The sequence below is a fragment of the Kitasatospora sp. NPDC047058 genome, from assembly GCF_040643935.1.
In the GTDB taxonomy this organism is placed as follows: domain Bacteria; phylum Actinomycetota; class Actinomycetes; order Streptomycetales; family Streptomycetaceae; genus Kitasatospora.
On sequence record NZ_JBEYVJ010000198.1, the window covers coordinates 1 to 13,142 of the forward strand.

A 13,142-nucleotide genomic window follows, 5' to 3' on the forward strand; every position below is an offset into this window, starting at 1 on the left:
CCGGGACGGCGGCGGGCCCGCGAGCCGATGACGGCGGGCGGGCCGGGTCAGGCCGCCGGGGCCGAGGGGGTGCGCCCGTGCGCCTCGAACGCGAGGTCCTGCCACTCCTCCCACGTCTGCAGCCGGTCGGCGTAGACCTGCTGGACCAGCTGGTTGTTCTCGTTGCCGAAGAACACCCGCAGCGGCGGGTCCCCGGCGTCGACGACCTTGAGCAGCGCCCGGGCCGCCGCAGCCGGGTCGCCGGAGTCGAGCGTCCGCACGTTCGCGGCGAAGGCCTCCCGGAGCCCGTCGTACAGCGGGTGGCCCTGGGCGTGGACGGCGGAGGCGATCGCGTCGGTGGCGTAGGAGCCGGGCTCGACCAGCGTCACCTTGACGCCGAAGCCGGCGACCTCCAGCGCGAGGGACTCGCTCAGCCCTTCCAGCGCCCACTTCGAGGCGCAGTACCCGCCGCCGAGCGGGAACGCGGCGACGCCGGCGGCCGAGGAGACCTGGACGATGTGCCCGCCGCCCTGCTCCCGCAGGTGGGGCAGCACGGCCCGGACGACCCGCAGCGGGCCGAACAGGTTGGTCTCCAGCTGGTCGCGCAGCTCCTGGTCGGACAGCTCCTCGACGGCGCCCGACAGGCCGTAGCCCGCGTTGTTCACGACGACGTCGAGCCGGCCGAAGTGCTCCTTCGCCCGCCCCACGCCCGCGTCGACGGAGGCGGGGTCGGTCACGTCCAGTGCGAGCGGGAGCACCGCGTCGCCGAACGCGGCGACCAGTCCGCCGAGGTGCTCGGGGTTCCGGGCGGTCGCCGCCACCCGGTCACCCCGGGACAGGGCGGCCTCGACGAAGCCGCGGCCCAGGCCGCGGGACGAACCGGTGACGAACCAGACCTTGCTCATGAGGGCAATCCGTTCCTTCGTTGCCGATGGGTACACCGTCTGGGACGAGACGGCCCGGCGGACTGTGACACGGGCCGGCCCCGGCGCGGGACCGGAAACACCGGCGCGGGACGGGCGACACCGGCGGGCGGGCCCGTTCGCCGCCCCGCGCGGAAAAAATCCGGAAGAATTCCGGCGGCGGTGTCGAGAACCCGCGCCCGGCTCCGTCCCCGGGGTGAACGCGCCCACACCGGGTCGCACCAGGACCGAGGAGAACCACGATGGCCAAGTACCTGCTGCTCAAGCACTACCGCGGCGCCCCGGCCCCGGTGAACGACGTGCCCATGGACCGCTGGACGCCGGAGGAGATCTCGGCGCACATGCAGTACATGCACGACTTCGCGGCCCGGCTGGAGAAGACCGGCGAGTTCGTCGACGGCCAGGCGCTCGCCCCCGAGGGCTCGTGGGTCCGCTACGACGGCGAGGGCCGCCCGCCCGTCACCGACGGCCCGTTCGCCGAGACCAAGGACCTCATCGCCGGCTGGATGGTGATCGACGTCGACAGCCACGAGCGCGCGGTCGAGCTCGCCGGTGAACTGTCGGCCGCCCCCGGCGCGGGCGGGAAGCCGATCCACGAGTGGCTGGAGGTGCGCCCGTTCCTGGCCGCGCCGCCCACCATCACGGAGTGACCGCACCGATGGACGAGGCCCTGCTCCGCAGTCTCACGCCGGGTGTCCTCGCCGTCCTCGTCCGCCGCGGAGCCGACTTCGCGGCGGCCGAGGACGCCGTGCAGGACGCGCTCGTCGAGGCGCTCCGCGTCTGGCCGGCGGACCAACCACGGGACCCGAAGGGCTGGCTGGTCACCGTGGCCTGGCGCAAGTTCCTCGACGCGGCCCGGGCGGACGCCGCCCGGCGCCGGCGCGAGGACCGCGTCGACGAGGAACCGGCACCCGGGCCCGCGCCCGCGGTCGACGACACGCTCCGGCTCTACTTCCTCTGCGCCCACCCGTCGCTGACACCGGCGTCCGCGGTCGCGCTCACGCTGCGCGCCGTCGGCGGACTGACCACCCGCCAGATCGCCCGGGCCTACCTGGTGCCCGAGGCGACCATGGCCCAGCGCATCAGCCGCGCCAAGCGCACCGTCTCCGGCGTCCGCTTCGACCGGCCCGGCGACGTCGCCACCGTGCTGCGCGTCCTCTACCTGGTCTTCAACGAGGGCTACTCCGGCGACGTCGACCTCGCCGCCGAGGCGATCCGCCTCACCCGGCAGCTGGCGGCCCGGGTCGACCACCCCGAGGTGGCGGGGCTGCTCGCCCTCATGCTGCTCCACCACGCCCGGCGCGCCGCCCGGACCACGCCCGACGGCAGCCTGGTCCCGCTCGCCGAGCAGGACCGCGGCCGGTGGGACACCGCCGCCATCGCCGAGGGCGTCGGGATCCTCCAGGCGGCCCTCGCCCGCGACCGGCTGGGCGAGTTCCAGGCCCAGGCCGCCATCGCGGCCCTGCACGCCGACGCGCCCACCGCCGGGGAGACCGACTGGGTGCAGATCGTCGAGTGGTACGACGAGCTCACGCACCTGACCGACAGCCCCGTCGTCCGGCTCAACCGGGCGGTCGCCGTCGGCGAGGCCGACGGACCGCGCGCCGGGCTGGCCGCGCTAGCGGAACTGGACGGCTCCCTGCCCCGCCACACCGCGGTGGCGGCGTACCTCCACGAACGCGACGGCGACCTGGCCACGGCCGCACGGCTCTACGCCGAGGCGGCGCACCGCGCCCCCACCCTCGCCGAGCGCCACCACCTGACCCGCCAGGCCGCCCGCCTCAACACCGGCCACCCCTGACCCGCCGGGCCCGGAGCCGCAGCCGGGGCCGGCTCCGGCGGGTCAGTCGTAGATCCGGGAGTAGAGCTCCCGGATCTGGCCGGCGGTGGGCACGACGGGGTTGTTGGCGGGGGAGCCCGACGCCAGGGCCTGCTCGGCCATGAGCGGCGTCAGCCGGGTCCACGCCTCGCGGTCGATGCCGTGGGCGCGGGGTGTGGGCACCTCCAGGTCGTGGCACAGGCTGCGGAGCGCGTCGACGAGCTTTCCGGCGGCCGCGTCCGCGGAGTCCGCGGCGGTCGCGACGCCCAGGGCACGGGCGCAGTCGGCGTACCGGCCGGGTGCCGCGTGCACCGAGAAGGCGGTCACCGCGGGGAACAGCATCGCGTTCGACAGGCCGTGGGCGACGTGGAAGTGAGCGCCGATCGGACGGCTCATGCCGTGCACCAGGGCGACGCTGGAGTTCGAGAAGGCGATGCCGGCCTGGGTCGCGGCGAGCATCATGGCCTCGCGGGCCGGGGCGTCGGAGCCGTCCGCGTAGGCGCGGCGCAGATGGCGGCCGATGGTGGCGATCGCGGCGAGGGCGAGGCTGTCGGTGAAGGGGTTGGCCTTGCGGCTGACGTACGCCTCGACGGCGTGGGTGAGGGCGTCGATCCCGGTGTCGGCGGTCAGCCGGGGCGGCATCGACATGGTCAGCTCCACGTCGACCACGGCGGCGAGCGGCTGGAACGCCGGGCCCAGGCAGAGCATCTTCTCGTCCGTGGCGCTGTCGGTGATGACGGTGACCTGGGTCGCCTCCGAGCCGCTGCCGGCGGTGGTGGGGACGGCAATCACCGGGAGCGCGGGACCGGAGTTGACACGCGGCGCCTTGTAGTCGCGCATGTGACCGCCCTGCACGCCGAGCAGGGCGAGGGCCTTGGCGGTGTCCATCGGGCTGCCGCCGCCGAACCCGACGACCGCGTCCGCCCGGTGGTCGTGCAACGCCTCCAGGCCCGGGGCCAGGGAGTCGGTCGTCGGGTCGGGCACGGTGCCGGAGAACAGCCGCGGCTGCAGCCCGGCCTTCTGCAGCGTCGCCGTCAGCCGTTCCGCCGCGCCGGTCCCGACCAGGAACGCATCCGTGACGAGGAGCGGGCGGCTCAGCCCCAGCCCCGCGACGACGTCGCCCAACTCGTCGGCGGCACCGGGGCCGACGCGCATGATCCGGGGCAGGGACAGGCTGGCGACCATGGAGGACCTCTCGACGGCGACGGGGGAGGGGCGGCCGGGCGGCCGGGCGGGGAACGCTTCGACTGTGCCGCCCGCGAGGTCGTGCGTTCAATCGCCAATCGCGCAGACGAGGTGTGCAGGAATGCAGATACGCTGCCTCCGTGCACCCGCGTTCCCGCCCGGTCGGCGAGGATCCGGCCCCGCCGCCGCCGGCGGACCGCAGCGGGCCCGATCCGCGCAGGCTCCGCGCGGACGATCTCCGCCACCTGCTCGCGGTCGCCCGTACCGGGCGGCTGGTGGCCGCGGCCGATGCGCTCGGCGTGGACCACACCACCGTGTCCCGACGCATCACCGCGCTGGAGCGGAGCCTCGGCGTGCGGCTGATGGAACGCGGCACCGAGGGCTGGGCCCTGACGGGTGCCGGCAAGGCCGTCGCGGAGCGCGCCCGTGCGATCGAGGACGCCCTCGTCGACGTCGTCGACGCGGTGTCCGGCCGGGACGCGCCGTCCCTGCACGGCACCGTCCGGGTGAGCGCTCCGGACGGCTTCGGCACCGTCTTCGCCACCCCGGCGCTGGCCCGGGTGCGCCGGCGCCATCCCGGGCTCCTGGCCGAACTCATCACGGCCACACGGCAGTTGGCCCTCCACCCGTCCGGCTTCGATCTCGCCCTGGCCATCGGCAGGCCGCCGCGGAGCCGGCTGGTGACCGAGCACCTCACCGACTACGCGCTGGGCCTGTACGCCAGCGACGAGTACCTCGCACGGTGCGGGGTTCCCGGGACGCTCGCCGACCTGCGGGAGCACGCGCTGGTCTTCTACATCGAGTCGATGCTCCAGGTCGGCGACCTCGACATCGAACGCCATCTGCCGGGCGTCACCCCGGCGTTCTCCTCCACGAACGTCTTCGCCCAGCTCGAAGCCACCCGGCTCGGGGCCGGCATCGGCGTGCTGCCGGCCTTCCTCGCCGGCCGGGCCGGGTTGCGGCGGCTGCTGCCCGGCGAGGTCGACATCCGACTGCCGATCACGCTGGCCGTGCGGCGGGAGGCGGTCGGCCACCCCGCCGTACGGGCCGTGCGGGACGCCCTGCACCACGAGGTGGCCGAGCGCACCGCCGAACTGCTCCCGGAACCGCCCGGGCCGGAGCGGTGAAGCCCGGCCCGGACCGGTGAGCCCCGGCCCGGACCGGTGACCGGGCCGCCGGAATGCACCGGGCCCCCGTCGGGGACGGGGGCCCGGCGAACTCCCCGGCGGCTACGGGCAGTTCTCGTCGATCTTGTACTGGAGCGCCCTCGGGTAGTCGTGCCGGCTGAGCCGGACGCGGGCGAGGATCGGCGCGTGGTTGACATCGTTGCCGGCATCGGCGAGGTCGCCCAGGAGCGCGTCGAGGTCGGCGTGGGTGGTGAGCTCGAACCCGTGCATCCGGTCCTTGTCCGTGCCGAAGACCTCGGCGAGCTTCTCGTACCGCCACGGGTGCAGCACGTTGTAGAAGTCGGCGCCGTTGGACGGCTTCTCCTTGTAGTAGCACGGGCTGACCAGCATCTGCTCGATGCCGTAGAACCCCTCGTTGTCCAGGACGAAGACCACCGGCCGCAGGTGGTGGCGCACCTGGGTGGACAGCTCCTGGCAGATCTCCTGGAAGGAGCCGTCCCCGACGAACACCAGCGGCCGCTTCATCGGCTGCTGCCGGCCCAGGGCCACGCCGGTGGCCGCGCCGACCGAGTAGCCGATGGACAGCCAGCTGTTCTGGGCCAGGAAGCCGGCCCGCTCGGTGATCCGCAGGTTCATCGAGCCGAGCAGCGCGAACGCCGCGTCCGAGACCACCGTGAACGGCGACGGGGCCTCCGGGTCCCCGCCGGTGGCCTCGTGCTCCAGGAAGAAGTTGACGCGCTCGAAGAAGCTGTCGTAGGTCAGCTCCGGCGGGCCCTGCTCGGAGCTGAGCGAGTCCAGGAAGTCGGCCGTGCTGGCCGGGACGTCCAGGCCCGCCGCGTGCGCCAGCGCGAAGTGGTCGGCGGCGAAGGTCTGTCCGCCTAGTCCTTCGAGCAACGCCGGGATGAAGCGGCCGAGTTGGACGTCGGGGAAGTACTGGGCGCCGACGCTGACGCCGCCGCGGGCCGCCACGATCCAGTCGTCGCCGATCGACTGGTCGCCGCCGAGGTTCTTGGACGTGGACCAGGTGCCCAGGCCGATCCGGCACCCGGCGTTCTTGAAGGTCTTCCGGACCTCCGGCAGGCTCGCCTTGCCGTTGTAGACGCCGGCGAACAACGGGTTCCGTTCGGACACCACGGACTTCGCGCCGACCGTGGTGCAGAACTGCATCCGGGTGAGCTGCACGAACTCCAGCAGCTCGTCCTCCAGCCGTTGCCGGACGAGTTCCTCGCCGGCCCAGACGATCGGGGTGCCGAACCTCCTGATCAGCTCCACGGCCGCGGTGACCGCCTTGGCCAGCATCGCCTTGTTCCGGTCGGTGAACGGGCGCTCGTGAGCGCGGAGTCCGCCCTGCGGAGGCGCGCACGGCGCGTGCCAGAGGTCCTCCATCACCTCCAGGTAGACGGGCTTGCGCTCGGTCAGGCACGCGGTGATCGCGCTGTCGATCTGCGAGGGCGCGAGCCCCGGGTTGGAGAGCACCTGCGCGTCCACCGTGACCTGTCGGTAGACGTCCAGGTTGCTCTCCCGGCGCGGGCTCATGTGCGAGGTGAGCAGGCCGACCGCCTGCTGGTTGAGCCACTGCTCGTAGGAGGGCGCCGCGTTGATCGCGATCAGCGGCACGTCCTCGACGTACGCGCCGCCGATGGTGTTGAGCAGGCTGAACGCGCCCACCCCGTAGGTCACCGCGACGGCGCCGACGCCCTGTTCGCCCTTCGCCGGGTCGGCGTCGGCGGCCCGGACCCGGGCGTAGGCGTCGGCGGCGTAGCCGCCGCCCATCTCGGTCGGGGTGCCGATCCAGCGCACCGCGGTGGTGGCGTGCATGATCGTCAGGAACGGGCCGAGGAAGTCGCCCGGCACCCCGAAGAGGTGGCGGATGCCCAACTGCTCCAGCCTGGTGGCCAGGTAACGGGCCACCGTCCATTCGTCGTTGCCGCTCATCGGCTCAGCTCCTCCTGCCGGCCTTCCCGGCCTTCCCGGCCCTCCCGGCTCTCCCGGCGGACCCGCACCTCGGGCCGGACCTCCGGTTCCGCGGGGGGCGGCGGCGGGGGCGCCTCGTGCACGGCGATCGCCGCGCGGACGCCGGTCTCCACCGCGCCCTCGATCCAGGCGTGCTTGAGCGAGACGTGCTCGCCGGCGAAGTGCACCGGGCCCTCCGGCTTGACCACGTCGAGGTGGAAGCTGGTCATCTGGTGCGGGGTGTACACCGCCGCCTCGCCGAAGGCGTACGGGTCGCGCAGCCAGCTCTGCGTCTTCCCGTAGCCGGTGTAGAACACCTCGATCCGCCGGCCGTGCACCGACTGGAGGTTGCGCAGCGCGTAGACGTAGCGCTCGTCGTCCTCCATGGAGTCCCAGCGCACCGCGTCGTCCGACCAGCTGTAGCTGGCCAGCACGACCCCGCCGCCGTCGCCGTCGGGCACCGGGTGCGAGGGGTAGTACATGAAGCGGTTCGGGTTGTCGGTGGTCGAGCCGCCGCCGAAGCAGTTGGTGGCGGGGCGCACGCTCGCCCGGAGCAGCGGGGTGTGCTGGTAGACGTCCCGCTGGGCCGGGCTGATCCGGCGCTCGTCGACGCTGGCGTGTGCGCCGAGCAGCACGTCCGGAAGGTTGCGCGGGGGCCGGTGGCCGTTGTTTGCGGCGGCCACGGCCGCCTCGGCGTCGTCCTCGCCGGCCCGCTGGTAGTACTCGTACAGGCCGGGGGCGATGGAGTCGAGTTCGGTCTTCCAGTCCGCCTCGGTGAACTCCCACCAGCGCCGGGAGAACTCCAGCAGCACCTTGGTGGCCTGGTCGTAGTGGGTCTCGATGATCGCCCGGCGCTTCTTGTAGGAGAACGGGGGCGTCACCTGGACGAACCGCATGGCCGAGAACGGGACCGTGACGATCGCGAAGTCGCCCTTCCAGACGGTGGGTTCGGCCTCCGGGTCGTCCTCGGGGACGGTCTCGACGGCGACCTGCGGCCCGACCGGGCCGACGTTGCGGGCTCCCCCGCCGTCCCGGCGGGGGTCCCAGTACTCCATCCGGATCATCCGCTCGCCCATCCGCAGCTCGTCCCGGAGCTCCCCGGCGAGCACGTCGGGCAGCTTCCAGCTGCCGCCCGCGATCTCCCAGTAGGTGGCCCTGGGGTCGATGTCGCTGCGGCCCAGGAAGGTGTGGAAGAAGGCCAGGTGCAGCCGCGAGGTCATGTTCTCGATGGTGCCGATCGCCTCGACGGCCTCGTCGCTGAAGCCCGCGTACTCGCGCAGGAAGCGGCCCATCGAGTAGCCGTCGAAGTCGCGGATCACCCGGGCCCAGCCGTCCAGCCACTCGGCGAACGGCTTGTTCACCCGCTTGCCGTCCCTGATCACCGAGTAGTAGTCGCGGACCGGCTCCAGCGCCTGGTTGACCATGTCGGCGGCGGTGATCCGCGCCTCGTCGCCGGTCAGGTGGAAGCCCTCGTTGATGCAGCTCGGGTCGGCCGCGTACTCCTTGCGGCGGGCCTGCAGCCGGTTGGTGCGGATCCAGGAGTTGAAGCGCTTGGCCGGCTCGCGGAAGTCCGGGCTGTCCGTGCCGTACTTCCAGGTCCTGCCGGGCTCGAAGGACTCGTAGACGACCGGCGGGACGGGTGCGTTCTGGTTGCCGGTGTCCGGATCGACGTCGACGTTGAAGAACAGCTGCCGCTGCAGGCCGAGGCTGTCGACCAGGGCCAGGGTGAGCGGGTGGAAGCTGGGCAGCCGCATCGCCCCGGCCTCCGCGTACTGCTCCGGGTCGTAGAACGGTGTGTCGGCGTCGTCGTCGGCGGCGCGGAAGGTCTTGATCCGCCCGCCCACCCGGCTGGCGTTGGCCTCCAGGATGGTGACGTTGTGCCCGGCGTCCTTGAGCAGCTTCCCGGCGACCAGGCCCGCGATGCCCGCGCCGACGATCAGCACGTCCTTGGGCTCGTCCGTCTCCGGGATGCCGTCCTTGATCAGGACGTCGAGGTAGTGCAGCTTCAGGTCCTTGTCGTCCGGACCGACCAGCAGCAGCTCGCGCGCCAGCTGCCGGCAGGTCTGCCAGCGGGCGCGGTCGCCGGCCGAGCCTTCGATGACGGGATTCTCCATGGTGTCTCCTCCTCGGGGTGCTCGGACGTCAGGAGCCGACGGGCTTGTTGGGGAGGTCCTTGCCCTCGGCGAGGAGGCGCAGCGTGCTGATCGAGGGGGTGAAGGCGTAGAGCGCGCCCGTGGTGTGGACGAAGCGCTTCATGTCGACCGTGCCGTGGGTGCCGTCCGCGAGCCCGATCTCGGCCTTGCCGGCGAGGCCGACGACCTTGTCGAGGCCGTTGGGGACGTGCGGGGAGCCCGTCCGGTCCCCGGGAGGGAAGTTCGGGTCGTTGGCCCAGTGCTGCTGGACCAGCTCGAACTGCAGCTCCAGCGAGGTGCCGTAGCAGACGAACATCAGCCCGCGGTCCTTGCCGTCGTCCGCAGCGCCCTTGAACTCCGGGCCGTACGGGATGCCCCGGCGCATCAGCCGGTGGCTCTTCGGCTTGTCGTCGCCGACGCCGGCGAAGGCACGCGGGTGGGTGCGGCGGATGTGCGCGACCCAGGGGGTGTGCTGGCCGGTCGGGTCGTTCTTGTAGTCGAAGTCGTTGCGGTCGGTACCGAGACCGGTCAGCGCGCCGGTCGGCGGGGCGAGCGGGGTGCCGTCCTTCGCGCGCCCGACCAGGCAGGCGCCGAGCCGGTTCGGGTCCATGGTCCCGGTGAAGTTCTTGACGCCGTCCACCACGGCCTTGTTCCAGCCGGCGACGTCCTGGCGCAGCCGGCGCACCACCTGGAGCGAGCCGTTCTTCATCCACTCGGGCGCCTTCCGGTCGCCCGCCTCGCTCTTGTGGCCGAACACGAACTCGCCGGGCTCGATCAGCTCGGTCCCGGCGTGGTTGTCGCGGCAGCCCTTGTTCTCCGGGTCCTCCCGGTGGAAGCCCTTCACGCCGGGCTGGGAGATGCCGTCCTTGTAGCCGAAGTGCTCGTGCCCCTTCAGCGGGCCCGTCAGGGTGCGGCCCCGGTCCACGTGGACGCGGGTGATCTGGTGGGCGTTCTCGACCGCGTCGAGGTTCTTCAGCTTCTCCTTCAGCAGCTCCTCGGTGTCCGCGGCGACGATGAGGACGGCGTGCACGGCCTTGTCGCCGGTCCCGGCGCCGAACAGCCAGTGCTCGGGGCCGCTCTCGTCGGTGTCCCCGAGGTCCTTGGCCCGCCCGGCCGCGCCCGCGCAGAACGACGGGAAGGCGCTGAGGTCCTTCTTGACCTGGTCGGGCTTGCTGGCGACGGTCACCAGGCCCTCGAAGGTCAGCGACACGCCGCACCGGACGGTCGTGATGCCGGGGTCACGGCCGAAGGCCCGGCGCGCCAGCGAGAACTGCTCGTTGAAGTCCTCGGTCTCGTTGGTGGTCGCGACGGTGTTGAGGATCGCGGAGAGCCAGCCGCGGCCCTTGGCGGCGTCCGGGAAGTGCAGGTAGCGGAAGTCCGTGAAGTCCTTGTTGAACGCCGCCAGGATGTTGCCCTGGATGTCGGTGTTCGTGCGCAGCTTCGGCTGCGGCAGCTGCTCGATGGACGGGACGGTGGTGGGACGGGTGGGGGTCGTGGTCACGCCGGGGCTCCTCGCGGTGGGGGGGGAAGGCAGGCAGAAGTGGTCACGAGAGGTGACGGGCCTGACACCCAACGTAGCTTCGTCGTCGAGAGTCCTGTCAACCGGAGGTCAGCCTCCCGACGGGCTCACGCAGTGTCACCGCCGCCGCGGCCGGGGCGGCGGCCGGGCGGTCTGGCACCGCTGCCCTGCCTGCCCGTGCCGCCGGGGCGCCTATGCTGGCGGCCATGATCGAGCTCCCCGGTTTCGCCGTCCTGCTGGCCCGCCTGCTGGACCACCGGGGCCTGGCGCCCGCCGAACTGGCCCGGCGGGCGGAGGCCGCCGAGCCCGAGGTGGCCGCGGTGCTCGGCGGCGCCGCGCCCGAACCCGCGCTGCTGCGCCGGCTCGCGCCCGTCCTCGGCCTGGACGCCGCCGACCTCTTCGAGCTCGCCGCCCTCCCGCTGCCGGAGGACCTCGCCCCGGCCGGCGGCATGGCCACCACCTCGATCACCGGTGTGGTGCGGCTCGCGCTCGCGCTGCCGCCCGCGTCCAGGGCCGAACTCCTGGCCCGCGTGGCCGAGTTGCCGTCCGCGCAGCACCGCGGGCGGATCGAGGGCCTGCCCGCCGCCCTGCCGGACCGGCACACTCCGGGGAACCTGCTGATGCGGATGGTCGCCACCCGCAACCTCGGCTGGAACGGCACGGTGAAGGTCGTCCAGCTGCTGACCGGCCGTTCCCGGATGGCCACCGTCTACGGCCGGATCGCCTCCGGCGAGGCCGAGCTGACCCCGGAGCTGGTCTCCGACCTCGCCACCGTCCTGGCGCTGCCCGCGGCGGACCTCGCCGCGGTGCTCGGCCTCCCGCTGCCCGCGGACGCCACGGCCGCCCCGGCACCGGGCGAGGCCGTCACCGACGCCGCCCTGCTGCTCCGGGACCTCCGGCGGCTGGGTGTCGAGCAGTTGCGCGAGGCCGAGGACCTCGCCCGAGCCCTGCCGCCCGCCTGAGCCGCCCGCCGCGCGGGTGCCGGTGCGCGGCCGTCCCGCGCGTCGGGGTCGGGCCGGGCCGGTCAGGCCAGTTCGTGGCCGGCGTCCCGCAGGGCGGCCGCCGCGGCGGGCACGCGTCCGGCCGGCACCAGCACCAGGTCGGCGTCGAAGGTGGAGGCGACGAAGACCGGGATCGCGGCGGCGGCCAGCGGCGTGAGCAGGGCTGCGAGCATGCCCGGTACGTCGAGTCCGTGCGCCGTGTCGCCGCCGTAGAGCGCGGTCCAGCGTTCGGTGTCCGGGGCGTCCTCGGGGCGGGCGCGGCGGATCACCGTCAGCCCCTCCGGGGCGCGGACCAGGGCGAGCCACTCGCCGTCGGGCACCCGGGCGCCGTGGTCCAGCCGCTCGACGACGAACGCGTGGGGGAGGGGCCGGAGTCGCTGCGGGACGAAGGAGGTCATCGGGGCCGTCCGGTTCCTTCTGCTCGGGGTCGTGACCACGCGGTGCACGATCGGTGGGCGCGTGCCCGCCGGGCCGGCGGGCACGACGGGGGAGGGGTGCCCGCCCAGTATCCCGGGGGAACTGAGGCCCCACCAGATCGCCCTCCCACCGTTCTCCCACCGTTCTCCCACCGCCGGACCGGTCCGCGACCGGTCGCGGGGGCCGCCCCGGCGTCCGTGTGGGAGGCTGAACCCGAGCGGGCCCGTGGGCGTCTAGCCGGAGGGGCACCCGCCCCTCACCCCCCACCTGCACAGCGCGGAGAAGTCCCGGATGAAGCTCATGTCCTCGCGGTCGGCCACCGGTGCCGGGCCCGCCCAGGCGCCGTCGGGCGCGCCCGTCCCCCTGCTCCGGCGCCTCGCGCAGGGTGTCCGCCGGTACCCGCGGCGCTCGCCGGTCACCTTCGGCTTCGTCTGCCTGCTGCTGGCCGGTCACGCCTGGGTCGTCCACGGCAGCTCCGCCGACCTGCTCCAGTACCTCGGCACCAACGTCACCAACCTCGCCGACCACCCGGTGGTCTCCCTGCCCGGCAGTGCGCTGTTCTTCGACGGCGACCTGACCCACGTCTCCTCGGTCGCCTTCGGCGCCACCGCCATCACGCTGGGCCTCGGCGTCGTCGTCTGCCTGGCGGGGCTCGAACGCCGGCTGGGCGCCCCCCGGGCCTTCGGCGTCTTCTTCGGCGGCCACGTCCTCGCCAGCCTGCTGACCGCCGCCGTCATCCTCCTCGCCCTCGACCACGGCTGGTACCCGGAGGACGTCCGGACGGCGACCGACTTCGGCATCAGCTACGGCGCACAGACCGTCCTCGCCCTGACCACCGCCGCCCTGCCGTCCCGGTGGCGGCTGCCGTGGGCGGCCTTCGTCCTCGGCTGGCCGCTCGGCGGCCTGGACGGCTCCGGCCCGCTCCCCGACTTCACCACCGTCGGCCACCTCCTGGCGGCGCTGATCGGCTTCGCCCTGATCGCCGTCCCGCGCCTGCGCCGCCGCTGACCGCGCCCGGGCGCGGTCCGTCCTGGGCCCGTCCGTCCGCGGTTCCCCCCGCCACGGCCCCGGCCGGCCGCTCCCCCGC

Annotated in this window: 11 protein-coding genes; 5 read left to right on the forward strand and 6 right to left on the reverse strand. The window is 73.7% G+C overall.

The genetic code is table 11. From position 1 onward, the window contains the following. Positions 1–47: 47 nt before the first annotated feature. Positions 48–884 carry an SDR family NAD(P)-dependent oxidoreductase gene (locus ABZ885_RS25300; RefSeq protein ID WP_360192838.1) on the reverse strand — a complete coding sequence of 279 codons (837 nt, stop codon included), beginning with the start codon at positions 882–884 and terminating at the stop codon, positions 48–50. A 260-nt stretch (positions 885–1,144) separates the two neighbouring features. On the opposite strand from ABZ885_RS25300, the gene ABZ885_RS25305 reads away from it, so the two are divergent. Both ABZ885_RS25305 and ABZ885_RS25310 read left to right on the forward strand, forming a co-directional pair. Further along, entirely contained in the window at positions 1,145–1,552 is a 408-nt protein-coding gene (locus ABZ885_RS25305) for a YciI family protein (RefSeq protein ID WP_360192841.1), read from the forward strand. Between the two features lie 8 nt (positions 1,553–1,560). Continuing rightward, the gene (locus tag ABZ885_RS25310) at positions 1,561–2,703 is read left to right on the forward strand and encodes a DUF6596 domain-containing protein (protein ID WP_360192867.1); all 1,143 of its coding nucleotides are present in this window, start codon (positions 1,561–1,563) and stop codon (positions 2,701–2,703) included. Positions 2,704–2,745: 42 nt separating this feature from the next. Here the strand turns inward: ABZ885_RS25310 and ABZ885_RS25315 are convergent, their stop codons facing one another. Beyond that, the gene (locus ABZ885_RS25315) at positions 2,746–3,906 is read right to left on the reverse strand and encodes an iron-containing alcohol dehydrogenase (RefSeq protein ID WP_360192844.1); all 1,161 of its coding nucleotides are present in this window, start codon (positions 3,904–3,906) and stop codon (positions 2,746–2,748) included. Between the two features lie 140 nt (positions 3,907–4,046). On the opposite strand from ABZ885_RS25315, the gene ABZ885_RS25320 reads away from it, so the two are divergent. Continuing rightward, positions 4,047–5,033, forward strand: coding sequence for a LysR family transcriptional regulator (locus ABZ885_RS25320; RefSeq protein WP_360192847.1), 987 nt, complete (start codon positions 4,047–4,049; stop codon positions 5,031–5,033). Between the two features lie 102 nt (positions 5,034–5,135). On the opposite strand, the gene ABZ885_RS25325 is transcribed toward ABZ885_RS25320, so the two are convergent. Genes ABZ885_RS25325 through ABZ885_RS25335 form a run of 3 tightly spaced genes read right to left on the reverse strand, consistent with a single transcriptional unit; the run spans position 5,136 to position 10,619 of the window. Beyond that, positions 5,136–6,968, reverse strand: a complete 1,833-nt coding sequence (locus ABZ885_RS25325) for a thiamine pyrophosphate-binding protein (RefSeq protein ID WP_360192850.1) — start codon at positions 6,966–6,968, stop codon at positions 5,136–5,138. Continuing rightward, on the reverse strand, positions 6,965–9,100 hold the full coding sequence (locus tag ABZ885_RS25330) for an FAD-dependent oxidoreductase (RefSeq protein ID WP_360192853.1): 2,136 nt from the start codon (positions 9,098–9,100) through the stop codon (positions 6,965–6,967). The genes ABZ885_RS25325 and ABZ885_RS25330 overlap by 4 nt, the downstream gene beginning before the upstream one ends. A 28-nt stretch (positions 9,101–9,128) precedes the next feature. Beyond that, positions 9,129–10,619: a Dyp-type peroxidase gene (locus tag ABZ885_RS25335; protein WP_360192856.1), complete on the reverse strand. Its 1,491-nt coding sequence runs from the start codon at positions 10,617–10,619 to the stop codon at positions 9,129–9,131. Between the two features lie 224 nt (positions 10,620–10,843). On the opposite strand from ABZ885_RS25335, the gene ABZ885_RS25340 reads away from it, so the two are divergent. Then, complete coding sequence (locus tag ABZ885_RS25340; RefSeq protein WP_360192859.1) at positions 10,844–11,599, forward strand: hypothetical protein; 756 nt, start codon at positions 10,844–10,846, stop codon at positions 11,597–11,599. A 62-nt stretch (positions 11,600–11,661) separates the two neighbouring features. On the opposite strand, the gene ABZ885_RS25345 is transcribed toward ABZ885_RS25340, so the two are convergent. Further along, positions 11,662–12,036, reverse strand: a complete 375-nt coding sequence (locus ABZ885_RS25345; protein ID WP_360192861.1) for an ACT domain-containing protein — start codon at positions 12,034–12,036, stop codon at positions 11,662–11,664. A 310-nt stretch (positions 12,037–12,346) separates the two neighbouring features. On the opposite strand from ABZ885_RS25345, the gene ABZ885_RS25350 reads away from it, so the two are divergent. Then, on the forward strand, positions 12,347–13,063 hold the full coding sequence (locus ABZ885_RS25350; RefSeq protein WP_360192864.1) for a rhomboid-like protein: 717 nt from the start codon (positions 12,347–12,349) through the stop codon (positions 13,061–13,063). Positions 13,064–13,142 lie beyond the last annotated feature (79 nt).